This window comes from Stutzerimonas urumqiensis (assembly GCF_003640395.1).
Classification (GTDB): domain Bacteria; phylum Pseudomonadota; class Gammaproteobacteria; order Pseudomonadales; family Pseudomonadaceae; genus Stutzerimonas; species Stutzerimonas urumqiensis.
Genome location: NZ_RBZQ01000003.1, coordinates 62,858 through 89,673 on the forward strand (window position 1 = coordinate 62,858; position 26,816 = coordinate 89,673).

At 66.8% G+C, this 26,816-nt stretch carries 25 protein-coding genes; 6 read left to right on the forward strand and 19 right to left on the reverse strand.

Translation table 11 applies throughout. The features are described from left to right. The 3 genes from D7325_RS06335 to D7325_RS06345 form a co-directional block, all read right to left on the reverse strand. Positions 1–333, reverse strand: coding sequence for a protealysin inhibitor emfourin (locus D7325_RS06335; protein WP_120994710.1), 333 nt, complete (start codon positions 331–333; stop codon positions 1–3). Beyond that, on the reverse strand, positions 330–1,391 hold the full coding sequence (locus D7325_RS06340) for a M4 family metallopeptidase (RefSeq protein WP_120994711.1): 1,062 nt from the start codon (positions 1,389–1,391) through the stop codon (positions 330–332). The genes D7325_RS06335 and D7325_RS06340 overlap by 4 nt, the downstream gene beginning before the upstream one ends. Positions 1,392–1,476: 85 nt before the next feature. Then, a complete protein-coding gene (locus D7325_RS06345) occupies positions 1,477–1,947 on the reverse strand; it encodes a phosphate-starvation-inducible protein PsiE (protein WP_120994712.1) in 471 nt (156 codons plus the stop codon). A 333-nt stretch (positions 1,948–2,280) separates the two neighbouring features. Here D7325_RS06345 and D7325_RS06350 point away from each other — a divergent pair, with 333 nt between their 5' ends. Further along, a complete protein-coding gene (locus D7325_RS06350) occupies positions 2,281–3,906 on the forward strand; it encodes a Na+/H+ antiporter (RefSeq protein ID WP_120994713.1) in 1,626 nt (541 codons plus the stop codon). A 28-nt stretch (positions 3,907–3,934) separates the two neighbouring features. Here the strand turns inward: D7325_RS06350 and D7325_RS06355 are convergent, their stop codons facing one another. Then, positions 3,935–5,281 carry an OprD family outer membrane porin gene (locus tag D7325_RS06355; RefSeq protein ID WP_281273494.1) on the reverse strand — a complete coding sequence of 449 codons (1,347 nt, stop codon included), beginning with the start codon at positions 5,279–5,281 and terminating at the stop codon, positions 3,935–3,937. A 164-nt stretch (positions 5,282–5,445) separates the two neighbouring features. Here D7325_RS06355 and D7325_RS06360 point away from each other — a divergent pair, with 164 nt between their 5' ends. Continuing rightward, a complete protein-coding gene (locus D7325_RS06360) occupies positions 5,446–6,591 on the forward strand; it encodes an acetyltransferase domain-containing protein (RefSeq protein WP_120994714.1) in 1,146 nt (381 codons plus the stop codon). A gap of 60 nt (positions 6,592–6,651) precedes the next feature. On the opposite strand, the gene D7325_RS06365 is transcribed toward D7325_RS06360, so the two are convergent. The 15 genes from D7325_RS06365 to bioB form a co-directional block, all read right to left on the reverse strand. Beyond that, positions 6,652–7,248 carry a cytochrome c3 family protein gene (locus tag D7325_RS06365; protein ID WP_120994715.1) on the reverse strand — a complete coding sequence of 199 codons (597 nt, stop codon included), beginning with the start codon at positions 7,246–7,248 and terminating at the stop codon, positions 6,652–6,654. Positions 7,249–7,257: 9 nt separating this feature from the next. Next, entirely contained in the window at positions 7,258–7,740 is a 483-nt protein-coding gene (locus D7325_RS06370; protein ID WP_120994716.1) for a nitrate reductase cytochrome c-type subunit, read from the reverse strand. Between the two features lie 10 nt (positions 7,741–7,750). After that, entirely contained in the window at positions 7,751–10,255 is a 2,505-nt protein-coding gene (gene napA / locus D7325_RS06375) for a nitrate reductase catalytic subunit NapA (RefSeq protein WP_120994717.1), read from the reverse strand. Then, complete coding sequence (locus tag D7325_RS06380) at positions 10,252–10,512, reverse strand: chaperone NapD (RefSeq protein ID WP_120994718.1); 261 nt, start codon at positions 10,510–10,512, stop codon at positions 10,252–10,254. The genes napA and D7325_RS06380 overlap by 4 nt, the downstream gene beginning before the upstream one ends. 29 nt (positions 10,513–10,541) lie before the next feature. After that, positions 10,542–10,718 carry a periplasmic nitrate reductase, NapE protein gene (locus D7325_RS06385; protein ID WP_120994719.1) on the reverse strand — a complete coding sequence of 59 codons (177 nt, stop codon included), beginning with the start codon at positions 10,716–10,718 and terminating at the stop codon, positions 10,542–10,544. Positions 10,719–11,203: 485 nt separating this feature from the next. Next, on the reverse strand, positions 11,204–12,979 hold the full coding sequence (locus tag D7325_RS06390; RefSeq protein WP_120994720.1) for an acyl-CoA dehydrogenase C-terminal domain-containing protein: 1,776 nt from the start codon (positions 12,977–12,979) through the stop codon (positions 11,204–11,206). Positions 12,980–13,152: 173 nt separating this feature from the next. Further along, the gene (locus D7325_RS06395) at positions 13,153–14,946 is read right to left on the reverse strand and encodes an acyl-CoA dehydrogenase C-terminal domain-containing protein (protein ID WP_120994721.1); all 1,794 of its coding nucleotides are present in this window, start codon (positions 14,944–14,946) and stop codon (positions 13,153–13,155) included. Between the two features lie 119 nt (positions 14,947–15,065). Continuing rightward, positions 15,066–16,358: a GGDEF domain-containing protein gene (locus D7325_RS06400; protein ID WP_245962031.1), complete on the reverse strand. Its 1,293-nt coding sequence runs from the start codon at positions 16,356–16,358 to the stop codon at positions 15,066–15,068. 141 nt (positions 16,359–16,499) lie between these two features. Beyond that, positions 16,500–18,305 (reverse strand): phenylacyl-CoA dehydrogenase, encoded by a 1,806-nt coding sequence (locus D7325_RS06405; protein WP_120994723.1) that lies wholly within the window; start codon positions 18,303–18,305, stop codon positions 16,500–16,502. A gap of 199 nt (positions 18,306–18,504) precedes the next feature. After that, positions 18,505–18,774, reverse strand: coding sequence for a hypothetical protein (locus D7325_RS06410; RefSeq protein ID WP_120994724.1), 270 nt, complete (start codon positions 18,772–18,774; stop codon positions 18,505–18,507). 410 nt (positions 18,775–19,184) lie between these two features. After that, the gene (gene bioD / locus D7325_RS06415; RefSeq protein ID WP_120994725.1) at positions 19,185–19,871 is read right to left on the reverse strand and encodes a dethiobiotin synthase; all 687 of its coding nucleotides are present in this window, start codon (positions 19,869–19,871) and stop codon (positions 19,185–19,187) included. 2 nt (positions 19,872–19,873) lie between these two features. Next, entirely contained in the window at positions 19,874–20,671 is a 798-nt protein-coding gene (gene bioC, locus D7325_RS06420; RefSeq protein WP_120994726.1) for a malonyl-ACP O-methyltransferase BioC, read from the reverse strand. Then, positions 20,664–21,389: an alpha/beta fold hydrolase gene (locus D7325_RS06425; protein ID WP_120994727.1), complete on the reverse strand. Its 726-nt coding sequence runs from the start codon at positions 21,387–21,389 to the stop codon at positions 20,664–20,666. Before D7325_RS06425 ends, bioC begins: the two co-directional genes overlap by 8 nt. Further along, positions 21,382–22,560, reverse strand: a complete 1,179-nt coding sequence (bioF, locus tag D7325_RS06430) for an 8-amino-7-oxononanoate synthase (RefSeq protein WP_120994728.1) — start codon at positions 22,558–22,560, stop codon at positions 21,382–21,384. Before bioF ends, D7325_RS06425 begins: the two co-directional genes overlap by 8 nt. Positions 22,561–22,681: 121 nt before the next feature. Further along, positions 22,682–23,737: a biotin synthase BioB gene (gene bioB / locus D7325_RS06435; protein ID WP_120995101.1), complete on the reverse strand. Its 1,056-nt coding sequence runs from the start codon at positions 23,735–23,737 to the stop codon at positions 22,682–22,684. Positions 23,738–23,839: 102 nt separating this feature from the next. Here bioB and D7325_RS06440 point away from each other — a divergent pair, with 102 nt between their 5' ends. The 4 genes from D7325_RS06440 (at position 23,840) to modB (ending at position 26,790) form a co-directional block, all read left to right on the forward strand. Then, a complete protein-coding gene (locus D7325_RS06440; RefSeq protein ID WP_120994729.1) occupies positions 23,840–24,544 on the forward strand; it encodes a ComFC family protein in 705 nt (234 codons plus the stop codon). A 63-nt stretch (positions 24,545–24,607) separates the two neighbouring features. After that, positions 24,608–25,360, forward strand: a complete 753-nt coding sequence (locus D7325_RS06445) for a TOBE domain-containing protein (RefSeq protein ID WP_120994730.1) — start codon at positions 24,608–24,610, stop codon at positions 25,358–25,360. Positions 25,361–25,376: 16 nt separating this feature from the next. Next, entirely contained in the window at positions 25,377–26,111 is a 735-nt protein-coding gene (gene modA / locus D7325_RS06450; protein WP_162988013.1) for a molybdate ABC transporter substrate-binding protein, read from the forward strand. Next, positions 26,098–26,790, forward strand: coding sequence for a molybdate ABC transporter permease subunit (gene modB / locus D7325_RS06455; protein ID WP_120994732.1), 693 nt, complete (start codon positions 26,098–26,100; stop codon positions 26,788–26,790). The genes modA and modB overlap by 14 nt, the downstream gene beginning before the upstream one ends. Positions 26,791–26,816 lie beyond the last annotated feature (26 nt).

The window sequence follows — 26,816 nt, forward strand, 5'->3', positions numbered from 1 at the left end:
CTAGCGCTCGCCCGGCCCGCACTGCCACAGCTCGACGAGTTCGCCGGGCGCCGCCTGTTCGGGCACGGTGAGAATCCACTCACTGGCCCGTCCGGCGTCGTGGTAACGCAACTCCACCTGGAAGAAGCGCTGGTCGGCGCCGCCCACCGCGCGCTCGGCGACCGGCAGGCAGCGCTCGAGCACCGAGCAGACCTGCCCACGCTGGCGTTCGTCGCAAGCGCTGAAATCGATCTCGCGCGGCGCAGCCAGATGCGGCAGCGCGGCGAAACCGCCCTGCCGCGACAGCCGCACCACGGTGTCCGGCCCCAGCGCCGGCAGTGTCTTGCCACTCATGACGTCACCTCCACACCCACCTCCGCCCAGGCCTGCGTCACCGCCCGCGCCTCGGCCGAACCCGCGCCAAAACGCCCCTGCGCCTGGCGGACCGTCAACGCGGCAAAGGCCGCGAAGTCGGCATCGTTCGCCAGCCGGCGGTCGAGCAGCGTGTCGTACCAGATGCGCCCGGCGCGCTCCCACGCCGGCCCACCGATGGCCATGGCCGCGAGGTAAAAGGCCCGATTCGGAATGCCGGAATTCAGATGCACGCCGCCATTGTCGTCACGGGTGACGATGAAGTCGCGCATGTGCGCCGGCTGCGGGTCCTTGCCCAGCAACGGATCGTCGTAGGCGGTGCCGGGCTCGGCCATTGAGCGCAGCGCCCGACCCTGGACGCGCTCGGTGAGCAGCTCGGCGCCCACCAGCCAATCGGCCTCGTCGGCGCGCTGGCCGAGCCGGTATTGCTTGGTCAGCACGCCGAACACGTCGGACAGCGATTCGTTGAGCGCGCCGGACTGGTTGACGTAGACCAGCGCCGCTTCGCTCTCGATGACCCCGTGGGTCAGCTCGTGGGCGACCACGTCGAGCGAGCGGGTGAAGCGCTGGAAGATTTCCCCGTCGCCGTCACCGAAGACCATCTGCTCGCCGTTCCAGAAGGCGTTTTCGTACTCCTGGCCGTAGTGCACGGTGCCGATGAGCGGGAAGCTGCGGCCGTCGATCGAGTCCCGGCCGTAGACCTCCCAGAACAGGGCGTAGGTCGCACCCAGCGCCTCGTAGGCTTCATCGACAGCCGCATCCCCGCTCGGCCCTTGCCCTTCGCTGCGGCGCAACGCGCCGGGCAACTCCATGCGGCCGCCGGCATCGTGGATGCGCCGCTGCGGCTGGCCCGGCGTGGCCAGCCCCGGCGCCGGGCCGGGCGCGGCTTTCAGGCCCGGCGGGCCGGGGTTGTGCAGCAGGCTGCGCACGTGTTGCAGGGTGCCGCGGGCCCGCGCGCGCTGGGCGTCGGTGCCGCGATCGGCGATGTGATCGAGCAGATACGGCGGGATGAATCCGCACGGCGTTCGGCTGGCTGTCATGACAGACCCTCGCGAGACCGGGTGGCCCTGGCTGGCTACCCGCGATGCTGCTTTGATCGCCGCGCGGGCGCTCTGTTGCGCGCCCTCAATCGCCTTCGTCGCGGCGCTCGTTCACCGACCGGCCGCCAGCGACCGCCGGGAAGCGCGACGACGCGAAGCGCACCACCAGCACGGCGATCGCCAGCAGCAGGATCGCACCGGAAACGTACACCACGCCCATGTCGGGCCGATGATGATGTGAGACATCGGAGATCAGCAGGCGGGTCAGCGCGGTGATCGCCACGTAGATCAGGAAGCGCACCGGCATGTGGTTGGTCTTGAAGTAGATGCCGACCATCGCGCCGAGCTCGAGATAGATGAACAGCAGCAGGATGTCGTCGACCGTCGCCGCGCCCTTGTCGAGCATGCCGAGGAAGGCGAGCACCGCCGCCCAGGCGGTGATGGCGCCGATGCCGAACAGCGCCAGGTAGTGGAACGCCTCGACGAACAGGTTGCCGAGCGACTCGGCCAGGCGGTGAACGGTGCGACGGAGGGCTTCGGCCGGGTCCTTGCTCATGGATGATGACTCCTTCATGGATGACGCCTGCGGCGGTGGGTGGCGGTCCCTTATCGCGCAAAGCCGACCGGCCAACGACGCGGCATCCTGTCGCAGGTGTCGGACGGCCGCATCGGTGTACGCACTCAGGGCTGGCGCCGTCCGACCCGAGCCGCACCGGACCTTGGGCAGTTCGACCGGCTGGCCGGGGCCGAGCGAGCGCTGGCCAGCCGACGATCGGCACAGCGAAACGGCCGTGCCTGATCCGCGTCAAAAGGACGCGACTGTCGCATCTCTTACACTGCCGCCAGACGCGACCGAACCGTCGCGCCGCTACCTCAGCAGGCCCACCGCATGGATATCCTCAACCTCGTTTTCCTCCTGCTGCTGGCGGTCGTCGCCAGCCGCATCCTCGCCAACCTCGTGCCACTGCCGCTGCCGATCCTGCAGATACTCGTGGGCGTCGTGCTGGCGCTCCCGCCGTTCGGCATGGCGGTCGAACTGCGGCCCGAAATCTTCATGCTGCTGTTCATTCCGCCGCTGCTGTTCTATGACGGCTGGAAAATTCCCAAGCGCGAATTCACCGAGCACAGCGCCGAGATGACGGCGATGTCGCTGCTGCTGGTGCTGCTGATCGTGGTCCTGGCGGGGTACTTCATTCACTGGCTGCTGCCGGCCATTCCATTGGGCGCCAGCTTCGCGCTGGCGGCGATCCTGTCGCCGACCGATGCGCTGTCGGTGATCGCCATCGCTCAGGGACGGCTGCCCCGCCACATGGCGCACCAGCTCGAAGGCGAGGCGATGATGAATGACGCCACGGGCCTGGTGTCGTTCAAGTTCGCCCTGGCCGCGGCCATCAGCGGGTCCTTCTCGCTCGTATCGGCCACCGGTGAGTTCTTCGTCATCGCATTGGGCGGCGTGCTCATCGGGGGTGGGCTGAGCTGGGCCTTCGGCCGGCTCAAGCGCTGGATGACCGCGCGCGGGCTGTTCGATCCCTCGGCCTATGTGGTGATGGTGCTGCTGTTGCCGTTCGCCGCCTTCTACCTCGCCGAACACGCCGGCATGTCGGGAATTCTCTCCGCCGTCGCGGCGGGGATGGTGCAGAGCCGGGTCGACATGCTGCCGGTCAAGACCACCACGCGCATCCTCAACCGCAGCATCTGGGAGATGCTCGACTTCAGCTTCAACGGCCTGGTGTTCCTGCTGCTGGGCCTGCAATTCCCGCGCATCGCCGCGCGGGTATGGGAAGGCGCCGGTGAGCAGAGCTACGGCATGCCGACGCTGCTGTTCACCGCGCTGGCGATCATGGCGCTGCTGCTGGTCGTGCGGTTCCTGTTCGTCTTCGCCTATCACTGGACCGAAGGCCGCATCCGCCGCCTGCGTGGCCAGCCGGTCGAGGACAAGCCGCTCGGTCTGTTCTCGGCCCTCAGCGCGGTGGCCGGCGTGCGCGGCGCCATCACCCTGGCGGGCGTGTTGTCGGTGCCGCTGATGATCGGCGATACGCCCTTCCCCGGCCGTGACCTGATGATCTTCCTCGCCGCCGCGGTGATCATCCTGTCGCTGATCGTCGGCGCGCTCGGCATTCCCTACTTCCTCAAGCGCATGCCGAACGACGACGAGGCCCGTCACGAACGCGAGATGCGCACGGTGCGCCGGACCCTGGCCCAGGCCGCGGTGGCCTGGCTGGAGAACTGGCGCCAGCAGAACACCAGCGACGATCTGGACCGCTCGGCCCTGCACAGCGAGGTGGCCGGCCGGGTGATCGAGTCCTACCGGCGCGACCTCGATGCGCTGAAGGACCGCGAAGACGCCGCCAACGAGGCCGTGCACGGTCGCGACATGGAAATCGACCTGCGGCGCCAGGCCATCGCCGTACGCCGCAAGGCCCTGTACCGCCTGCGCAAGCATCACGAAATCGACGAGCAGATGCTGCAGGCGCTGCTCCGCGACCTCGACTTCGACGAGGCCGCCCTTCGCTAGACCGGACGCGGAAGGCGGCGCGCAACGCTTACAGCGCGCCGCCGAGCGGCCATTCCACCGCCAGTCGGAGCTGGTCCGCATCGAGTTCGGCCTGTGCGGTGTTACCGCGGTGAACGCTGTGGCGCAGCGACACCATCAGCCCCTTGGCCGCGCCGTCCTGCATCACGTAGCGCGCCTCCAGGTCGCGTTCCCAGTGCTCGCCTTCAGTGCCATAGCCGAGGTAGGCGTAGCCTCCGCTCGGGTCCACGTCGCGGCCATCGATGTCATGGCCACGTAGATAGGCCGCGCTGAGACTCAGGCCGGGCAGGCCGAAGCCGGCCATCGACAGGTCGTAGCGCAGCTGCCACGAGCGCTCGTTCGGCGCGTTGAAATCCGACAGCTGGGCGGCGTTGCCGAGGTAGATGGCGCCGCGCGTCACGTAGTCGAACGGTGTGTCGCCATCGATGTGCTGGTAGCCGAGGGTGAATCGGTGCGGCCCGCTCAGGTAGCTCGACGACAGGCTCCAGGCGGTGTTGTCGATGCGGCCGGACAGCGCCTGGCCGGTATCGGTCGTGCGGTAGCCATTCAATGCGAGCGCGAGCGCATGGCCGTCGCCCAGCGGATGCCGATAGGCGAGCCCGAGGTAGTGTTGCGTCCAGGTGTCTTCATAGCGCGAGCCAAACAGGCTGGCGCTCAACCGGTCGCCGGCATGGACCAGCCCCACGAAGTCCAGGCGATCGCCCTGCTCGGCGTTCGAATAGTTCACGACGAACCCTTCGTCATGGCTGGATGCGTTGCGGTCCGTGCTCTCGGTGAAGTGACCAAGCAGCACGCGGGTGTCGCTCGTTGCCTCGGTGTCGAGCAGCCAGCCCGTCGCGGTTTCGGGCAGCAGGCGACTGTCGGAGGAGCCGAACACCGGCGTCTTTACGCGCTGCTCGCCGTAGACCAGGGTGCTCGGGCCTGTGCGCAGCTTGAGCGCCGCGCCAGCACGGGTCAACTCGTCGTTGGGGCGCCGATCATCATCGAGGCCCAGCAGCCGCGCCTTGCCGGCGCGTCCGCCGCCGCTGTCGACCTGGATGGCCGAGTGCACATGGGCATCCAACCCGATTCCAACCGTGCCGGCGGTGAACCCGGACTGGAAGCGGCCCATCAGGCCATAGGCCCATTCCTCGGCATACCCGTTACGTTCGGCAAAGGGCTTCAACGCATTGCGCGCGCCGTTGCTGCGTGCGCCGTGGCGATAGTCGCGCTGGTCATAGACGGTGCGATTGAGCAGCGACCAGCGACTACCGGCGATGAAGCCGTCGGCCGGGAGCGGGTCGGCCATGCCTGCCGGGGCGATAGCGGCCTGGGCCGTCAGCGCCAGCAGCGGTGCGGCGCGAGAGAGTCGAGTCACGTCGGCTCCTTGGGAGTCGTTCAGGGCGACCGAGCCGGCCCGGCGAAGCGCCAGCCGCTCGATCGGCGGAGAGCCATCGGCCGGTAAGCCGCATTCCAGAGCGCTGGCTTGGCCGCGCCGCGATATGTAATCATATTACATTACGTTCACAGAAGTGCTTTCCGATGACGCCTACGCCCGCTACCCGACTCCGCTCGATCGACGCCCTCCGCGGCCTGGTGATTCTGCTCATGCTGCTCGATCACGTGCGCGAGACCTTCTACCTGCACATGCAGGTCTCCGACCCGATGGACGTTGCCCAGACCGACCCGGCGCTGTTCTTCGCCCGCAGCCTGGCGCACCTGTGCGCGTCGGTGTTCATCCTGCTGACCGGGCTCTCGGCGTTTCTCTACGGTGAAAAGCATGCCGGACGCGGGGAGACCAGCCGGTTCCTGCTCAAGCGCGGGCTGTTCCTGATCGTGCTGGAAGTCACGCTGGTCAACTTCGCCTGGACGTTCCAGTTCCCGCCGAGCGTCATCTACCTGCAGGTGATCTGGGCGATCGGGCTCAGCATGGTGGCGCTGTCCGCCCTGCTCTGGCTGCCGCGCGGATGGCTGGTCGCACTGGGGCTGGCGCTCATCGGCGGGCATAACCTGCTCGATGGGCTGCACTTCCCGGCGGAGTCTTGGCTGCATGTGCCGTGGGCCGTTCTGCATGACCGGGGCTGGCTCGAGGTGTCCGAACAGCTGCGCTTGCGCACGTCCTACCCCGTGCTGCCCTGGATCGGCGTGATCGCCCTCGGCTATGCGATCGGCCCCTGGTTCGCCCGTGGCAGCGATGCAGGCCAGCGCCAGGGACGGCTGCTCGCGCTGGGCTTCACGTCACTGGCGATGTTCTTCCTGCTGCGTCTGCTCAACGGCTACGGCGAGAAGCCCTGGCACAGCGATGGCGCGACGGTGCAAACGCTGATGAGCTTCTTCAACATCACCAAGTACCCGCCGTCGCTGCTGTTCCTGGCGCTGACGCTGGGCGTCGGCCTGCTGCTGCTCGCCTCGCTGGAGCGACGCGACGGGCGCGTGACCGACTGGCTGGCCACATTTGGCGCCGCGCCGATGTTCTTCTACCTGCTGCATCTCTACGTGCTGAAGGTGCTGTATATCGCCAGCCTCGCCGCCTTCGGTGCCAACCACGGCGAGTACTTCGGATTCGATTCGGTGCTGGCGGTGTGGATCGGCGCCGCCGTGCTGGCGATCGCCCTGTACCTGCCGGTGCGCGCGTTCGCACGGCTCAAGGCGCGCCGACGCGATATCACCTGGCTGAAGTATTTCTAAGCGGAAACCGGAAAAAAAAAACGCCAGCTTGATGCTGGCGTTTTTTTTACCTCAGGACTATCACCAACCCGGCACGCCGCGCATGTCCGGCAGTCGGTGCGCGATGCCCTTGTGGCAATCGATGCAGGTCGCCTCGCCGGTACCGAGCGAGCGCGAGTGGAACTTCGCGGCGCGCGGGCTCTGGCGGGTGAAGTCCATGTACTCGTAGTCGTGGCAGTTGCGGCACTCCAGCGAGTCGTTCGCCTTGAGCCGCGCCCACTCGTGCTCGGCCAGTTCGCGACGCTTCTCGAGGAATTTCTCGCGCGTGTTGATGGTGCCGAAGATCTTGCCCCAGACCTCCTTGGACGCCTGCATCTTGCGGGCGATCTTGTCGGTCCACTCGTGCGGCACGTGGCAGTCAGGGCACGTGGCCCGCACGCCGGAGCGGTTGCTGTAGTGGATGGTTTCCTTGATCTCCATGTAGACGTTGTTTTCCATCTCGTGGCAGGAGATGCAGAACGCCTCGGTGTTGGTCGCCTCCAGCGCGGTATTGAACCCGCCCCAGAAGATGATCCCGGCGATGAAGCCGCCGAGCGTCAACGCACCCAGGCTGTAGTGCACGCTGGGTCGCCGCAGGACGCCCCAGTAGCGTTTGAGAAACGGCAGGATTCTCTTCATCTGCGCCCCTTACTCGTCTTCTTCGCTCGTGGACTCGTGGTACAGCAGCGTGTCGATGTCCTTGAAGTCGTTGCCCACCAGCGGCTCGACGTCGTGCTGCGGCACATGGCACTGCATGCAGAAGTAGCGCCGCGGAGACACGGTGCCGAGGGTCTGCCCGTCACGGTCGTTGAAATGGGTGATGCTGATCATCGGTGCCTGCGTGCGCGCACTGGCTTCGCGGCTGTGGCAGGCCAGGCAGCGGTTGCCGTTGATGTCGATCTGGTAGTTGCGCACCGCATGCGGGATGGTCGGTGGCTGTTCGGGGTAGTTGCGCTCGCGCCGCAGGTCCTTGTTCTCTTCGTCACGCAGCGGCGGCGGCGTGAACTCCTCGGTCAGCGTGCCGCCGGGACGGCGTCCGTCCGGTGCCGGGGCATCGAGCGGGTACGGCGCATCGGCGGCAATGGCGAAGCCGAGGACCAACAGCAGGGGAAGTGGCAGTAGACGTTTCATCCGGGGCTCCTCAGGCAACGCTCACGACTTCGATGTTCACGGCGCACTTCTTGTAGTCGGTCTGCTTGGAGATCGGGTCGGTCGCGTCGAGGGTCACCTTGTTGATGAGTTTGTTGGCGTCGAAGAACGGCACGAAGACCAGGCCACGCGGCGGCTTGTTGCGGCCGCGCGTCTCGATCCGGGCGAGTATCTCGCCACGCCGGCTGATCACCTTGACCACGCTGCCGCGGCGCGCGTTGAGCGCCTTGGCATCCTCGGGGTGCATGTAGACGAGCGCATCGGGCACCGCCCGGTACAGCTCGGGCACCCGCTGGGTCATGGTGCCGGTATGCCAGTGCTCGAGCACACGTCCGGTACTCAGCCAGAAGGGGTATTGCTCATCGGGCATTTCGGCCGGGACTTCATAGGGCACGGCGAGAATCATCGCCCGCTTGTCCGGGTTGCCGTAGAACTGCACCTCGCTGCCTTCCTCGACGTAGGGATCGTAGCCCTCGCGGTAGCGCCAGCGCGTTTCCTCGCCGTCGACCACCGGCCAGCGCAGGCCGCGGACCTGGTGGTAGACATCGAAGGGCGCCAGGTCGTGGCCGTGGCCGCGACCGAAGCTTGCGTATTCCTCGAACAGGCCTTTCTGGGGATAGAAGCCGAACACCTCGGCCTCGCTGTTCAGGAAGCCTTCCTCGATGTCGCTCACCGGGAAGCGATTGACCTGGCCGTTCTCGAACAGCACCTGGAACAGGGTCTTGCCGCGGTAGTCCGGCGCCTTGGCCAACAGCTCCTCCGGCCAGACTTCGTCGGTGGTGAAGCGCTTGGAGAATTCCATCAGTTGCCAGAGATCCGACCGCGCCTCGCCGGGCGCCTTCACCAGTTGATGCCAGAACTGCGTGCGGCGCTCGGCGTTGCCGTAGGCGCCCTCCTTCTCGACCCACATGGCCGCCGGGAGGATGAGGTCGGCGGCCTGGGCCGACACGGTCGGGTAGACGTCCGAGACGATCACGAAGTTGTCCGGCCGACGCCAGCCCGGCAAGGTCTCCTGCATCATGTTCGGCCCGGCGTGCATGTTGTTGCTGGCCTGGGTCCAGTAGACCCGCAGGTTGCCGTCCTTCAGCTCACGGCTCTGCTCGACGGCGTGGAAGCCGGGCTTCTCCTGGATGGTGCCGGCCGGCAGCTTCCAGATCTTTTCGGCCGTGGCGCGGTGCTTGGGATTGGTAACCACCAGGTCGGCCGGCAGGCGGTGCGAGAAGGTGCCCACCTCGCGCGCCGTGCCGCAGGCCGACGGTTGTCCGGTCAGGGAGAACGGGCTGTTGCCCGGTTCGCTGATCTTCCCGGTCAGCAGGTGGATGTTGTAGATCAGGTGGTTGGCCCAGACGCCGCGGGTGTGCTGGTTGAAGCCCATCGTCCAGAACGAGGTGACCTTCACCTTGGGATCGGCATACAGCTTGGCCAACGCCTCGAGCCGCTCGGCCGGCACGCCGGATTCCTTGGCGGCGTGCTGCAGGGTGTAGGGCTTGACGAACTCGGCGAAGGTGTCGAAGTCGATGTCCGTCCAAGACGCCGCCACGCCGGCATTCTCGGCCTTGAGTTCCAGCGGATCGGTCGGTCGCAGGCCATAGCCGATGTTCTGCGCGCCCTGGGCGAAACGGGTGTGCTTGGTGACGAAGTCCTTGTTCACCGCGCCGTTCTGGATGATGTAGTTGGCGATGTAGTTGAGGATCACCAGGTCGGTCTGCGGCGTGAACACCATCGGAATGTCCGCCAGCTCGAAGCTGCGGTGCTCGAAGGTCGAGAGCACCGCCACCTTCACATGCGGATGGCTCAGGCGGCGGTCGGTTACGCGGGTCCAGAGCACCGGGTGCATCTCGGCCATGTTCGAGCCCCAGAGCACGAAGGCGTCGGCCGCCTCGATGTCGTCGTAGCAGCCCATCGGCTCGTCCATGCCGAAGGTGCGCATGAAGCCGAACGCCGCCGAGGCCATGCAATGGCGCGCATTGGGGTCGAGGTTGTTGGAACGGAAGCCCGCCTTCATCAGCTTGTTGGCCGCGTAGCCTTCCCAGATGGTCCACTGCCCCGAGCCGAACATGCCGATGGCCTGCGGCCCGTGCGTCTTGATCGCTTCCTTGTACTTGGCGGCCATGATGTCGAAGGCCTCATCCCAGCTGATCGGCTCGAATTCGCCCTGCTTGTCGTACTGGCCGTTCTTCATGCGCAACAGCGGCTGGGTGAGGCGGTCGCTGCCGTACATGATCTTCGACAGGAAGTAGCCCTTCACGCAGTTGATGCCGCGGTTGACCTCGCCCTTCATGTCGCCATGGGTGGCGACGACGCGGTTTTCACGGGTGGCGACCATCACGCTGCAACCGGTACCGCAGAACCGGCAGGGCGCCTTGTTCCACTCCAGCCCGGCCACGCCGGCTTCGGTAATCAGGTTGCTCGCACTGGTGGCGATGGGCAGTCCGGCCACGCTAGCCGCGATGGCGGCAGCGTTGGCCTTGGCGAATTCACGGCGGGTCAAGCTCATTGCTGCGCTCCTTCGGAAGGCAGGAGTTCGTGGTAGATCAGGGCGGCGTTGAGCACGCCGGGAATCTGTTGAATGTGGTCGATTGTCTGGAGAATGCGGCTCTCGTGCTCGGCTTCCAGCACCACGACGACCTTGCCGGCCGGGCTTTCCTGGTGCAGTTCGAGGTCGGGCAGCAGGCGCATGTTGGCTTTCACCGCCTCGAACAGTTCGGGCCGGCAATGCACGAGCAGGCTGGCGATATGCAGGGTCGTTTCCATGGTGGGATCCGGCGGTGGAAAGGGAGCGCTCAGTGCGAAGGGCCGGGCGGGCCGAAGATCATCTGGGTGATCCACACCAGGAATCCGTAGCCGCCCACAAGGGCAACGCTCAGGATGGGAAACAGGAACACGATCAGAAACACCAGCAGGCGGCTTTCTTCGCGCTTGCTGATGGCGGCATCGGTATGTTCGGGAGCGGTACCCATTGGCGGCCTCCTAAGCGTAATGGGCATAAGCATAGACCCTGAAAACTTTAAGGACACTGCCGTTTCGTCGCCTACACGACAAACCTTGACCCAGAGCAAGGCCGTCGCTGCGACCAATCGCCTCTACCGGTTAGTCGTCGGATTTTTTCGACCGGAAAAAAGAAACCCCGCCGAAGCGGGGCTTTGCAGACTGTGTCAGACGTCCTTGATCCTGCGCCTTCCTGGCGGCAATCCTCACGTGATCCGTTTTGCTTATTCCCGCTTCCCTGCGCGGGTCCATGAGGCGCAGATTTACGCAGGCCAGGGAGGCCATGAGCAAACTGCAACGCGATTCGCAAGCCGTTTCCTACAAGGGAGCATCCTTACTCCAGGCGGATAGGCAATGGCTTACTCATCGCGCATTGGTAGGACTAAGCTGATGTCAAAATCGTTCACTGCGATATCGAAATAATTTCACTTTGCTGGCCAATGCTTAAGCCGCTGGCTCAAAACTGCGCAGCGTCGAGCAGGTACAGCGAGGCGCTGCCTGCCCTGACCGAAGCGGTCAGCGAATGGATGCGCGGCAGCAGGCGAGCGAAGTAGAACCGGGCGGTCCCCAGTTTGCTGGCGTAGAAATCATCCGACAAACGGCCCAACGATGCCTGCGCCATCCGCGCCCACAGGTAGGCATAGACGGTGTAGCCGAAGGTGTGGAGATACTCCACCGAGGCCGCGCCGATCTCGTTGGGGTTGTGCTTGGCCTGCTCGAGGACGAAGCGGGTCAGCTCGTCGAGGTTGACCAGCGCGGCTTCCAGCGGCGTGGTGAATTCCGCCATGTCGGCCCCGGCGCTTGCGATGAAGGCACGTACCTCGTCGGCGAAATGGCGATAGAACGCCCCGCCGCTGCCCACGATCTTGCGGCCGACCAGGTCCAGCGCCTGGATGCCGTTGGTGCCTTCGTAGATCTGCGTGATGCGGCAGTCGCGCACCAGCTGCTCCTGACCCCATTCGCGGATGAAGCCATGGCCGCCGAAGATCTGCTGGCCATGCACGGTGGTTTCCAGCCCCATGTCGGTGAGAAAGGCCTTCGACACCGGCGTCAGCAAGGCCACCAGATCCTCGGCACGCTTGCGCGCGACCTCGTCCTCGCTGAACTTGGCGGTGTCGAGCTGCATCGCGACGTAGGTGGAGAACGCGCGGCCACCCTCGTTGAGCGCCTTCATGGTCAGCAGCATGCGGCGCACGTCGGGGTGCACGATGATCGGGTCGGCGGCCTTGTCCTGCGCCACCGGGCCGGTCGGCGCGCGGCTCTGGATGCGCTCGCGCGCGTACTCGATGGCGCTCTGGTAGGAGCGCTCGCCGGTCGCCAGCCCCTGGATGCCGACGCCCAGGCGCTCGTAGTTCATCATGGTGAACATCGCCGCCAGGCCCTTGTTCGGCTCGCCGACCATCCAGCCGGTGGCGCCGTCGAAGTTCATCACGCAGGTGGCCGAGGCCTGGATGCCCATCTTGTGCTCGATCGAGCCGCAGGCCAGGCTGTTGCGCGCGCCGAGCGAGCCGTCGTCGTTGACCATCACCTTCGGCACCAGGAACAGCGAGATACCCTTGGAGCCGGCCGGCGCGTCCGGCAGCTTGGCCAGCACCAGGTGGATGATGTTCTCGGTCAGGTCGTGCTCGCCGCCGGTGATGAAGATCTTGGTGCCGGTGACCTTGTAGCTGCCGTCGGCCTGCGGTTCGGCCTTGGTGCGGATGATGCCGAGGTCGGTGCCGGCGTGCGGCTCGGTCAGGCACATGGAGCCGGCCCAGACGCCGGCATACATGTTCGGCAGGTATTTCTGCTTCAACGCCTCGCTGGCGTGGGCGTAGATCGACAGGCAGGCGCCGGAAGTGAGCATCGGGTACAGGCCGAAGGCCAGGCTCGCCGAGTTCATCATCTCCTCGACCTGCGCCGAGATCGCCTTGGGCATGCCCATGCCGCCATAGGCCGGATCGCCGCCAACGCCGACCCAGCCGCCTTCGGCATACAGTCGGTAGGCTTCGGGGTAGCCGGCCGGGGTCGTGACCGCGCCGTCCTGCCAGTGACAGCCTTCTTCGTCGCCGCTGCGGTTGAGCGGCGCGATGGTTCCGGCGGTGATCTTGCCGGCCTCTTCGAGGATCGCTTCGGCGGTCTCGGCATCGACGACTTCGGCCAGCGCCGGCATCGCGCGCCAGTGGCCGGGGGCGTCGAACACTTCATTGAGGACGAACCGCATGTCGCGCAGGGGTGCCTTGTAGTCAGCCATGAAAACCTCGCTGGAACTGTCGCCGGCCGGTGTGGCCGCTTGCTCGAAGAACGAGTCTAGCGGACACCGGAAATGGGCCGAAGCGTCTAGTTGTGACCCGGCGGTTCCGCCTGCGGACTAACCCAGGGGCATAAAAAAAGCCCGCACACGGCGGGCTTCCTGGGCGGGTGCGATCAGGCGCTGAAGTACTCGGCCGGCAGCTTCATCAGGCTCTCGCTGCCCGCTTCGATGGCCGCCAGGTGCGACGCGGTGCGCGGCAGCAGGCGCTTGAAGTAGAAGTCGCAGGTGGCCAGCTTGGCCTCGTAGAAGCCCGTCTCGCCAGCGCCCTGCTCCAGCTTTTCCCGGGCGACCAGGGCCATGCGCAGCCAGAGGTAGCCGAGGATGAAGTAGCCGCAGTACATGAGGTAGTCGAGCGCGGCGGCGCCGACCTCGTCCGGGTTCTTCATCGCGGCCATGCCGATGCGGGTGGTGACTTCGCCCAGTTGCTTGTTCAGCCGTGCCAGTTCGGCGACCTGCGTACCGAACGCGGCGTGGCCGGCATTCGCCTCGCAGAATCTGTGCACCTGCTTGGTGAACCCGAGCATCAGCTTGCCCTGGCTGCCGAGCACCTTGCGCCCCAGCAGATCGAGCGCCTGGATGCCGTTGGTGCCTTCGTAGATCGGTGCGATGCGCGCGTCGCGCACCAGTTGCTCCATGCCCCACTCACGAATGTAGCCATGGCCGCCGAAGACCTGCATGCCATGGTTGGTGACCTCGAGCCCGGTCTCGGTCATGAACGCCTTGCAGATCGGCGTGAGGAAAGCCAGCAGGCCTTCGGCTTCCTGGCGTTTGCCCTCGTCCGGGCTGTGCAGTTGATCGAGCAGTTGCGCGGTGAAATAGGCCAGCGCGCGGTTGCCCTCGTTGAACGCCTTCATGGTCAGCAGCATGCGGCGCACGTCCGGGTGCACGATGATCGGGTCCGCCGGCTTCTCCGGCGCCTTCGGGCCGGTTAGCGAACGCATCTGCAGGCGCTCGTTGGCGTACTTGACCGCGCCCTGATAGCTCGCTTCGCCGTTGCACAGGCCCTGCATGCCGGTGCCCAGGCGGGCGTGGTTCATCATGGTGAACATGCAGTTCAGGCCCTTGTTCACCTCGCCGATGAGAAAGCCCTTGGCGCCGTCGAAGTTCATCACGCAGGTGGCCGAGGCCTTGATGCCCATCTTGTGTTCGATCGAGCCGCAGGTCACACCATTACGCTCGCCGACCCCGCCCTCGGCGGTCGCCATGAATTTCGGCACGATGAACAGCGAGATGCCCCTGGTGCCGGCCGGCGCATCCGGCAGCTTGGCCAGCACCAGGTGCACGATGTTCTCGCTCATGTCGTGCTCGCCGGCGGAGATGAAGATCTTGGTGCCGCTGATGGCGTAGCTGCCATCGGCCTGCGGGACGGCGCGGGTCTTGATGATGCCGAGGTCGGTGCCGCAGTGCGGCTCGGTCAGGCACATGGTGCCGGTCCAGCGGCCCTCGGTCATCTTGGTCAGGTAGGTCTGCTTCTGTTCTTCGCTGCCGTGCGCGCCGATGGCGGCCATGGCGCCGTGTGTGAGCCCCGGATACATGCCGAACGAGGTGTTGGCCGAACCGACCATCTCGCCGATGACCAGCCCGAGCGAGTGCGGCAGGCCCTGCCCACCGTAGGCCGGGTCCGACGCCAGGCCCATCCAGCCGCCCTCGGCGTACTGGGCGAAGGCTTCCTTGAAGCCCTTGGGCGTGGTGACCACGGTGTCTTCGTAGTGACAGCCTTCTTCATCGCCGCTGCGGTTGAGCGGCGCCAGCACCTGTTCGCAGAACTTGGCGCCCTCCTCGAGGATGGCACTGACCATGTCCGGCGTGGCGTCCTCCGCGCCGAGGGCGGCATAGCTGCCGTGGAAGTCGAACACGTCGTCGATCAGAAAGCGCATGTCGCGCAAGGGAGCCTTGTACTCGGGCATGGTCCATCTCCTGGAAGCGGGTGCGCGCGGGCGCGGTTCAAGGAGGCGAAGCTAACGGCCGGACGAGGCGCGCAACAACGACATTGCAGGCGCTGAATGCGCCGTCATAAGTGGCCGGATCAGCGCTTGGCGGCGGCCACGCGAACGGCACCGCGACGGTTCATGCCCTGGGTCCGCACGCAATTGCGCCCCGCCGCCTTGGCCGCATAGAGCGCCTGGTCGGCGGCCTTGATCACCGCCTCGGGCGCACGCTGCGCACCGGCGGCTTCCGCCACGCCGATGCTGATGGTCACCGACACCAGTTTCGCCGACCCGGCACCGCGCCGCTGCCGGCCCTGCTGGTGATCGCTCGGCCGGCTGCCCTTGTCACGCAGCTGCAACGGGTAGTCCGCCACAGCCTGGCGGACCGCCTCGAGGTACGGCAGGCACGCTTCGATATCGCGCCCAGGGAACAGCAGGGTGAACTCCTCGCCGCCGTAGCGATAGGCACGACCGCCGCCCCCAACCTTGCGCAGCCGGCTGGCGACGAGCTTGAGCACCTGGTCGCCGACGTCATGCCCGTGGGTGTCGTTGAACGCCTTGAAGTGATCGACGTCGGCCATGGCGATCACGTACTGCCGGCCGAGCCGCTGTAGCCGCTCGTTCAGCGCGCGCCGCCCCGGCAGGCCGGTCAGCTCGTCGCGAAAGGCCATGAGATAGGCTTCCTGGGCGATCGCGACGACGATGATGAGCATCACCTGGCTGGTCAGGATGTTCAGCGCGCCCGGCCGCGTGAAAACCTGTGGCAGCATCAGCAGAAGCCCGAGCAACCCGACCGGCATGGCCGCGTGCAACAACCGCGGCTGGCGCAGGTATTGCGCCGCCAGGGCGGCCCCGGCGACCAGGAATGCCGGATAGACGATCTGCGCCAGGGCCAGCCAGCTTGCCTCGAGCGCCGGCCACCGGACCGCCACGAGCCAGTCCAGCATCGGCTCGGGAAAGCGCCTCGCCAGCGCCGCCGCCACACCGAACACCGCGACCAGCACCGCGCCACGGGCCAGCCCGTCCTGCAACAGGTGAGTGCGCTCGCGCCAGATGCCGTACAGCCCATAGAGCAACGGCAGCAGCAGGCTGCAGAGGTGAAAGACCAGCGGCCCCTGCGCCAGCAGCCGCCCGGTCGCACGGAAGTGATCGGCCTGCGTATCGAGCAGGAAATAGGCGAGGTACACCGCGGCCAGCAGAAACAGCTCACGCTGGCGTCCGTAACCGATGCAGAAGGCGCCACCCAGCAGGAGCAACAGGGTCGGCAATACATTGAACAGCGAGGTGAAGAACTCGTTCAGCACCGGTTGCCAGACAGCAACGAGCCCACCGGTCAGCAAAAGCAGCGACGGCAGAAAGTGGGTCAGGCGCACGGGGGCGTGTTGCGGCACGAGAGCTCCAGCGGAGTGCCAGTCGAGAATGCGGCATTTTGCCTGCATGCGCGGCGGGGAACATCCATGCCGGTAGCGAAACACCGATGTATGGCAAAAAAAAAACGCCGCCCGAAGGCGGCGCTTTTCTACCAGGATCGATCAGTAACCGAGCGCGAAATGCTCTTCGGCCATGTCCATCAGGTTGTCGGGGCCCGAAAGCATGGCTTCGACGTGCGTGCGGGTACGCGGCAGGATGCGGTCGTAGTAGAACCGCGCGGTCTGCAACTTGGCCTTGTAGAAACCTTCCTCGGCGGTGCCGGCGGCCAGCTTTTCGGCGGCCAGGCGTGCCATGTCGGCCCAGAAGTACGCCAGGCAGACATAGCCCGAGTACATCAGGTAATCCACCGCCGCCGCACCGACCATTTCGCGATCCTTCATCGCGGCCATGCCGACCTTCATGGTGATGTCGCCCCACTCCTTGTTCAGCGTGGCCAGCTGCTCGACGAGCGGCTTGACGCTATCGTTCTCCTCGTTGGCCTTGCAGAACTTGTGGACCACCTTGGTGAAGCCCTTGAGCGCCTCGCCCTGGGTCATCAGCACCTTGCGGCCGAGCAGGTCGAGCGCCTGGATGCCGGTGGTGCCTTCGTACAGGCAGGAGATGCGGCTGTCGCGCACGTTCTGCTCCATGCCGTGCTCGGCGATGAAACCGTGGCCGCCATAGATCTGCACGCCGTGGTTGGCCGCTTCGAAACCGACTTCGGTCATGAACGCCTTGGCGATCGGCGTGAGGAACGCCAGCATCGCGTCGGCGGCCTTCTTCTGCTCCTCGTCCTGGCTGTGCTGGACGATGTCGACCTGCTTCGCCGCGTAGTACAGCATCGCGCGGTTGCCTTCGGCGAAGGCCTTCATGGTCAGCAGCATGCGGCGCACGTCCGGGTGCACGATGATCGGGTCGGCCGGCTTGTCCGGCGCCTTCGGCCCGGTCAGGGCGCGCATCTGCAGGCGCTCGCGGGCATAGGCGATGCCGCCCTGGAAGCCGATCTCGGCGTGCGCCAGGCCTTGCAGCGCAGTACCCAGACGCGCCGTGTTCATGAAGGTGAACATGCAGTTCAGGCCCTTGTTCGGCGGGCCGATCAGGAAGCCCGTGGCACCGTCGAAGTTCATCACGCAGGTCGCGTTGCCGTGGATGCCCATCTTGTGCTCGAGCGAACCGCAGCTCACGCCGTTGCGCTCGCCGACGCCGCCTTCGGCGTTCGGCAGGAACTTCGGCACGATGAACAGCGAAATGCCCTTGGTGCCGGCCGGCGCGTCAGGCAGGCGTGCGAGGACGATGTGGACGATGTTGTCGGCCATGTCGTGCTCACCGGCGGAGATGAAGATCTTGGTGCCGGTGATGGCGTAGCTGCCGTCAGCCTGCGGCTCGGCCTTGGTGCGCAGCATGCCGAGGTCGGTGCCGCAGTGCGGTTCGGTCAGGCACATGGTGCCGGTCCACTCGCCGGACACGAGCTTGGTCAGGTAGGTCTGCTGCTGCTCGGGCGTGCCGTGCGCATGCAGGGTGTTCATCGCGCCGTGGGACAGACCCGGGTACATGCCCCAGGACCAGTTGGCTTCGCCGATCATTTCGCTCATCGCCATGCCGAGCGACTCGGGCAGGCCCTGGCCGCCGAGTTCGACGTCATGCGCCAGGCTCGGCCAGCCGCCTTCGACGAACTGCTTGTAGGCTTCCTTGAAGCCGGTCGGCGTCTTCACGCCTTCAGCGGACCAGGTGCAGCCTTCCTGATCGCCGACGCGATTCAGCGGAGCCAGCACCTGCTCGCAGAACTTGGCGCCTTCTTCGAGGATCGCGTTGACCATGTCCGGGGTCGCATCCTGGCAGCCTGGCAGGCTCTGGTAGTGCGCCTCGTAACCGAGGAGTTCGTCACGTACGAAACGGATGTCGCGCAAGGGGGCCTTGTAGTCAGGCATAGCGTAAACCTCAGCGGGTGAATTCTTGGTTCGGGTCAACGGCCGGACAGTGAAGTAGTCCACACCGGCTCAAACAGGCGTTTGAAACATACGTTTCGGCCTAGTGACTGTCAAGCAGCGGAACCGGTGGGTCGGATGCGCGGCGCAGGCAAAGAAAAACCGGCGCGAGGCCGGTTTCGGGTGTTGCGCAAGCAGTGCGTCAGGCGCGCGTATCGATCAGCGTCCCCATCGTTTCATCGGCCGTTTTGACGGCCTTCGCAGCGAGCTCGACTTGCTGACGACCTGCATCGAGTTGCAGCAGATAGGTGGTCAGGGCTTCCAGATTGCCGGCCTGCTGCAGCTGGCCCTGGTCGGCGACCTGAGGCGTCGCGGTGGCCCCGGCGAGCTGGACGGCGGCCTCGTCGATGCGACGCTGCCCGGCCTGCATGCCCATGACACCGGTGTGGAAGGCACTTGCGGTGATTTGCATGGTCGGTCTCCTGGCGTCAGGTTCAAGGCGTATTGCCAGCAGGCTATGGCAATGTGCCTGTCGTGGCAACTGGCAAAACGGCATACGGGCGCCTGCTGCGTATCCACGTCCGAGCGCCCACGGGCGCGCGGAGTCGACTCCCGAGTTGCCCGGACCTTGGCGGATTGTTCGCTTCGCTCCTGAAACCGCCCTACGCCGGACGCCCACTGTCATGCCGTCCGCCCGGTATCCCGTGCGCTTTTTGTAGGAGCCCGCTTGCGCGGCGATCGCCGTGCCGCGCGTAGGGTGCATCCGCGAAGCCATGCACCGGTGATCTTGCGATGGCATGGCCCTAGGCGGATTGTTCGCTTCGCTCCTGAATCCGCCCTGCGTTGCAAAAGCCGACTGTCGTGCCTGTCCGCCCGAGGCCGTCAGCGCAGTGCGAGCGGCGCGAGGTCGAGGTAATGCGCCACAGCGTCGGGCGTCGCCTGCGCCAGGCGCGGCACGCGACCAAGACAGGGGGCTGGCAGGCGCTCGGCAAGCGTCGCCAGGTTCTCGTCCAGTCGGGACGTTTGCGGCTCGACGATATTGGCCACCCAGCCAGCCAAGGCCAGGCCGTCACGCGCGACGGCCTCGGCGGTCAGCACGGCGTGGTTGATGCAGCCCAGGCGAACCCCGACGACGAGAATCACCGGCAGCTTGAGCGCGACCGGCAGATCGGACAGGTTGCCGCCCTCGTGCAGCGGCACGCGCCAGCCGCCAGCGCCTTCGACCAGGGTGACATCGGCATCCAGGGCCAGCACCGCGCGTACCGGGCCGAGCAGCGCGCCGGCAGTCAGCGAGACCCCGGCTTCGCGGGCGGCCAGATGCGGGGCGATCGCCGGTTCGAAGGCGAGCGGGTTCACCTGCTCGTAGCTCAACGGCAGGCTGCATTCGCCCAGCAGCGCCAGGGCGTCCTCGTTGCGCAGCCCGTCAGGGGTGCGCACGCAGCCGGAGGCAACCGGCTTGGCCGCCGCGGTCGACAGGCCTCGCAGCCGCGCGGCGCGCAGCAAGCCCGCGGCGATCGTGGTCTTGCCGATCTCGGTATCGGTTCCGGTGACGAAAAACGCCTGCCCCATGACTAGCTCTCCTTTTGCAGAACGCCGTAGACCACCTGGTAGGTGGCCGGCAGCCCGGTCGGCGTGCGGAATGCCTCGTAGGCTTCGACCAGCGCACGCAAACGCGCCCGCCCCGTGAGACCGCCAGGGCGCCCGGGGTTGAGGTTATGCGCGCCGAGCGCCTTGAGTTCATGGGTCAGTTGGCGCACGTCGGGGAACATCAGTACATGCGGTTCGACGACCAGCTCGCGCACCGCCAGCCCGCTGTCGGCACAGAGCTGCCGGTAGGTCTCGAACGATCTGAACCGATTGACGTGGGCGAAGCCATCGACCGCCTGCCAGCTGTCACGCAGTTCCTGCAGCGTGCCGACCGCCAGGCTGCTGAAGGCGAACACACCGCCCGGCCGCAGCGTGCGGCGCGCTTCGGCGAGCACGGCGGCGAACTCTGCGCACCACTGCACGGCCAGGCTGGAAAAGATCAACTCGACGCACCCATCGCGCAGCGGAAGCTGCTCCGCGTCGCCGGCAACGAAGTCTTGCGCGCCGCCCAGCGGCCGGGCGTGACGCAGCATGCCTTCGGCGATGTCCAGCGCCAGCCCCTCGGAACCGGGGAAGCGCTCAGCCAGTGCGCGTGAAAAGTAGCCCGTGCCCGATCCAAGATCGAGCCAACACGCGGGTTGCCAGCGCTCCGGCAATCCGGCGAGCAGCCGGCCGCCGACCGCCCGTTGCAGGGCCGCGACCCCGTCGTAGCTGGCGGCGGCACGGGAAAAGGACGCGGCCACCTGACGCTTGTCGGGTAGCGCCGTGGAAAACTCAGCCATCTTCACCTTCACGCAGGAACGCCAGCAGCGTCGCCGCGACATCGTCCGCGCGCTCCAGCGGCAAGCCGTGGCCGGCCCCGTCGAGCACCGCCACCTCGGCATCGGGCACTACATCGACCAGCGCCTCGGCCGCGGCGATCGGCACCAATGCATCGCGTTCGGCGAAGAGGTGCAGCTGCGGCCCGCGGAAATCCGCCAGGGCGGCACGCACATCGAGCCGGGCCAGCAGTTGCAGGCCGGCGTCCAGCGCGGCAGGCGATTGCTCGGCAAGGGTCACCTGCAGCTGGCGCGCCAGCGTACGGGCGTCGTAGCCACCCCGGCTGGTCAGCACACAGAAGCGCTTGAGGGTCTCCTCGGCGTCGAGCCGGAACGCCTCGAAGAAGGTATCGAAGACATCCGCAGGCATCGCCGCCGGCCAGCTTTCATTGGCCCGGAACACCGGATTGCTCGCCACGGTGATCAACCCGCGGCAGCGCTCACCGCGCCGCGCCGCCAGCTGAGCGGCGAGCATGCCGCCCAGCGACCAGCCGGCCAGCCAGCTGTCCTCCGGCAGCTGCGCCTCGAGCACCTCGAGCCAGGCATCGGGCTCCGGTTCGCTTGGCAAAGGGAAGACATCCACCGCCAGATGTGGCGCCTGCTCGGCCAGCGCATCGCACAGCGGCTGCAGGGCCGCCGGGCCGAAGGCCCAGCCGGACAACAGGATCAGTCGGTCACGCATGCTCGGGCTCCTCGGCCATTCGGGACCAGCATTCGGCCAGGGTTTGCAGCAGACGTTCCAGCTGGGCTTCGCTATGTGCCGCCGTCAGGGTGACGCGCAGGCGCGCACTGCCGGCCGGCACGGTCGGCGGACGGATGGCGCCGACCAGGATGCCGCGCTCGCGCAGCAAGGCCGAAAGCCGCATCGCCCGCGCGCTGTCACCGACCAGGATCGGCTGGATCGGCGTCGGGCTGTCCATCAGCGCCAGGCCGATCTCGGCGGCGCCCTGGCGGAACCGCGCGATCAGTCGGTTCAGGTGCTCGCGGCGCCAGCCGTCTTCGCGCAGCAGTTGCAGACTCTTCAACGTGGCACAGGCGACGGCCGGCGGCTGGCTGGTCGTATAGATGTAGGGACGCGCGAACTGGATCAGCGTCTCGATCAGTTCATCGCTGCCGGCCACGAACGCACCGGCCGTGCCGAACGCCTTGCCCAGCGTGCCGACCAGCACCGGCACCTCGTCGATGCCCAGGCCGAAATGCTCGACGATGCCGCCACCGGTCGCGCCCAGCGGGCCGAAGCCGTGGGCATCGTCGACCATCATCCAGGCGCCCTTCGCGTTCGCGGCAGCGCAAAGCGCCGGCAGGTCCGCCAGGTCGCCGTCCATGCTGAACACGCCGTCGGTCACCACCAGGGTGTTGCCGCTCGCCTTGTCCAGGCGCTTGGCCAGACTGGTCGCATCGTTGTGCAGGTAACGCGAGAAACGCGCGCCGCTGAGCAGGCCGGCGTCGAGCAACGAGGCATGGTTGAGGCGATCCTCCAGCACCGTGTCGCCCTGCCCCACCAGCGCGGTGACCGCCGCCAGGTTGGCCATGTAGCCGGTGGAGAACAGCAAGGCCCGCGGCCGGCCGGTGAAGTCGGCCAGCGCTTCTTCCAGCTGGTGATGCGGCGTGCTGTGGCCAATGACCAGGTGCGAGGCGCCGCCACCGACGCCCCACTGCTCGGCGCCGGCGCGCATCGCGGCGATCACGTCCGAGTGATTGGCCAGGCCCAGGTAGTCGTTGGAGCAGAAATTCAGCAGGCGCTCGCCATCGACTCTCACCTCGGGTTGCTGGGGCGATTCGAGCAACGGGCGCTGGCGGTAGAGATGCGCGCAGCGGCGTTCGGCGAGACGGGAAGCGAGATCGAAAGACATGGCAATCACCGCAGGAGGCTGCTTGCAAGCGATCCGTCATGCCACGGATCGCCCGCAAGCGGGCTCCTACAAAAAGCGAGTCGGCAGCCGTAATGGCGCGTTTCGGGTCACGCAGTGGGCATCAGGCGGTGGCGTCGTAAAACAGCGCCGAATCGCGCTGCTCGACCAGCGCCTGTTCGATGGCCGCCTGATGCACCTCGTCGTCATGCTCTTCGCGCGCTTCAGGCTGGATGCCGAGACGCTTGAACAGCAGCATGTCCTTGTCGGCCTGCGGATTGCCGGTGGTCAGCAGCTTCTCGCCGTAGAAGATCGAGTTGGCGCCGGCGAAGAAGGCCAGCGCCTGCATCTGCTCATTCATCTGTTCGCGTCCGGCGGACAGGCGCACATGCGACTTGGGCATCATGATCCGCGCCACGGCGAGCATGCGGATGAAGTCGAACGGATCGACGTCCTGCTCGTCGGCCAGCGGCGTGCCCTTGACCTTGACCAGCATGTTGATCGGCACCGACTCCGGGTGCTCCGGCAGGTTGGCCAGCTGGATCAGGAGGCCCGCGCGGTCGTCCAGCGATTCGCCCATGCCGAGGATGCCGCCCGAGCAGATCTTCATGCCGGCATCGCGCACGTAGCTCAGCGTTTCGAGCCGGTCGGCGTAGGTGCGAGTGGTGATGATGTTGCCGTAGAACTCCGGCGAGGTATCGAGGTTGTGGTTGTAGTAGTCCAGACCGGCGGCGGCCAGCGCGCGGGTCTGTTCCTGATCGAGCTTGCCGAGGGTCATGCAGGTTTCCAGGCCCATGGCCTTCACGCCTTCGACCATCTTCAACACGTAGGGCATGTCCTTGGCGGACGGGTGCTTCCACGCGGCGCCCATGCAGAAGCGGGTCGAGCCGATGGCCTTGGCCTCGGCGGCCGCCTTCAGCACCTTCTCCACCTCCATCAGCTTTTCCTTGTCCAGCCCGGTGTTGTAGTGGCCGGACTGCGGACAGTACTTGCAGTCCTCCGGGCAGGCGCCGGTCTTGATCGACAGCAGTGTCGAGACCTGCACGCGGTTGGCATCGAAGTGCTGGCGATGAACGGTCTGTGCCTGGAACAGCAGGTCATTGAAGGGCAGTTCGAAGAGCGCCTTGACCTCGGGAAGCGACCAGTCGTGACGCAGTACGGATGCAGAGAAGGCGCTCATCGTGGTGTCCTTGTAATCGAGATGGCCGAACGGCAGGCTGCGGCCGCAGATGCGCGAAATGGTTAGCCAAGCCTGGTTGGCTGTCAACCTGGAAGGGATGCCGTGGTTTACAAGTGGTCAATTTTTAAACAAAGCTGTTTGCTGTGCGACGAACCCAGCGGCGAGCACGCCATCTGCCTTCCGTGCGAGGGCGACCTGCCGTGGCTGGGCGATCAGTGCGCGATCTGCGCCGTCCCGCTGCCAACGTCCGGCCTGCCCTGCGGCGCCTGCCTGCGTCGGCGCCCTTCGTTCGATCGCGTCGAAGCGCCCCTGCGCTACGCCTTTCCGGTCGATGCGCTGATTCAGCGCTTCAAACACCAGGCCAAGTGGCCGATCGGCCGGGTGCTGGCTGCCGGTCTTGCCGCGCATCTGGCTCACGCCTACGCCGAAGGCCTGCTCCGCCCGGACGTGCTGCTCCCCGTGCCGCTGTCGACCCGACGACTGCGGCAGCGCGGCTTCAATCAGGCGAGAATGCTCGCCGACTGGCTGAGCCGGCCGCTGGCTGTCCCGACGCACGCCGACTGGCTGCTGCGCACGCAGGACACCACCGCCCAGCAGCAGCTGGATGCCGCCGCGCGCCGGCGTAACCTGCGCACGGCCTTTGCCCTGAGCGACGCGGCGCGTACCGCAGGTCGCCACGTCGCACTGGTCGACGACGTGCTGACAACCGGCGCCACCGCCGAGGCCCTGGCCCGGCTGATCAAGCGGGCCGGGGCGGCGAGGGTCGATCTGTATTGCCTGGCGCGCACGCCGCGACCGGGCGACTAACCGCTTGACGCGATCCCATCGGCTCGGCATTGTCCGTCGCTATATACCAATCGATATAGCGACATGATCGAACTTGCCTCCCTCACCCAGCACGTCAGCCGGCGCCCGCAGCGCATCGCCCTGCTCGAACGGATCGCCGAACAAGGCTCGATCACCCGCGCCGCCAAAGCCGCCGGCATGAGCTACAAGGCCGCCTGGGATGCCATCGACGAGATGAACAACCTCGCCGGCATCGCCCTCGTGAGCCGCAGCGTCGGCGGCAAGGGCGGCGGCGGCGCGCGACTGACCGAAGCCGGCGAACGCCTGCTGGCACTGCATCGCCGCCTTCACGAGGTGCAGACCCAACTGCTTGCACTGGCCGAAGACGACGGCGACCTCGCCCGGCTGAGCCGGCTGCTGCTGCGCACCAGCGCCCGCAACCAGCTGGCGGGCGAGGTCGTGGCGATCGAGCCACAGGGGCATCACGAGCGGGTGACGCTGCAGCTGCCCGGCGGCCAACGGCTACAGGCGCTGATCACGCCCGACAGCCGCAAGCGGCTCGAACTGCGTCCCGGCGTGGGCGCGATCGCGCTGTTCAAGGCCGGCGCGTTGAAGCGCGTGACGCATGGTACGCCATGCGCCAGCGAAAACCGGCTGCACGGGGTGATCGCGCGGATCGATCAGGCCGACGGCGGTCCGAGCGAAATCAGCATCCGGCTGGCCGGCGAGCAGACCCTCTGTGCCTTGCTGGAACCGCCCGCCCTGGATCTGCGTCCCGATGGCGAGGTCATCGTCCAGGTCGCGCCCGAACAGATCCTCCTCGGCACCACCCTCTGACCCCTCGGGAGCCGCCATGCGCCTCGTCATCGTCCTGTTGTGCCTGTTCTGCCTGCCGGTCCAGGCGACCGAAAGCTTGCGCATCGCCGTCGCCGCGAACCTGCTGCCGGTCATGGAGCGGATGGCCGACCGCTACCAGCGCGAGACCGGCATCACCCTGCAGTTGGCGGGCGGCTCCACCGGTGCCTTCTATGAGCAGATTCGCCGGGGCGCTCCGTTCGATCTGTTCTATGCGGCGGATGCCGAGCGCCCGGCGCTGCTGACCGACGCCGGCATCGGCCAGCCCGCCCGCCCCTACGCCTGCGGACGGCTTGCGCTCTGGACGCCCGGCCATGCACCGGACCTGCACCAGTTGCCACCCGGCCGGATCGCCATCGCCCAGCCGGACACCGCCCCCTACGGTCGCGCGGCCCAGCAGGCGCTCCAACACGCCGGTCGCTGGGCGGTCGAACGGGCCGATGTCGTCTACGGCCAGGACATCGGCCAGGCATTCCAGTTCGTCGCCAGCGGCAATGCGGTCGCCGGGCTGGTCGCGCTCAGCCAGTTGCGCGCGGCCGGCATCGACGCAGGCCAGTTTCAGGTCATTCCGGTCAACCATCATGCGCCGCTGATCCAGGCGCGCCTGGTACTGGCCGAGGGCGAGCGCGGCGCGGCCGCCACGGCGTTCGCCGAATGGTTCGATCGCCAGCACGACATCCTCGACGACTTCGGCTACGCGCGCCCCGGCGAGAACGGCTGTGCTCGCCGCTAGCGATTGGCAGGCCCTGTGGCTGACGCTGCGGTTGGCCGCGCTGTCGACGGCGCTGCTGCTGCTGATCGGGCTGCCGCTGGCCGCCTGGCGGGTGCGCAAGCAGACGCGGCTGCGCAAGCTGCTGGATGCCCTCATCGCCTTGCCGCTAGTGCTGCCGCCGACCGTGCTGGGCTTCTACCTCCTGGTGCTGTTCGCGCCCGACACGGCGCTCGGCCGCGGCTGGATCGCCCTCACCGGACAGCAACTGGCGTTCAGCTTCTCCGGCCTGGTGCTGGGTTCGGTGGTGTACTCGCTGCCCTTCGTCGTGCAGCCGCTGACCGTGGCGCTGCGCGAGATTCCCGCCTCGCTGCTCGAAGCGGCAGCCAGCCTCGGCGCCAGCCGGTTCGAGCGGCTGCTGAGGGTCGTGCTGCCGCTGCTGCGCCGCGGCGTGCTGGTGGCGGCGACGCTCGGGTTCGCCCACACGCTCGGCGAATTCGGCGTGGTGCTCATGCTCGGCGGCAGCATTCCGGGCGAGACGCAGGTGGCGTCGATCGCGCTGTTCCAGCATGTCGAGGCGCTGCGCTACGCCGAGGCGCACCGGCTGGCGGCCTGGCTGCTCGGCCTGTCGTTCGGCCTGTTGCTGGTCGTGTATGGCTTCGGCGATGCCGGCAAGCGTGGCCGTACCGCGATGACCGGCTGATTCGCCGCCACCGGGCAAGCCCTCTA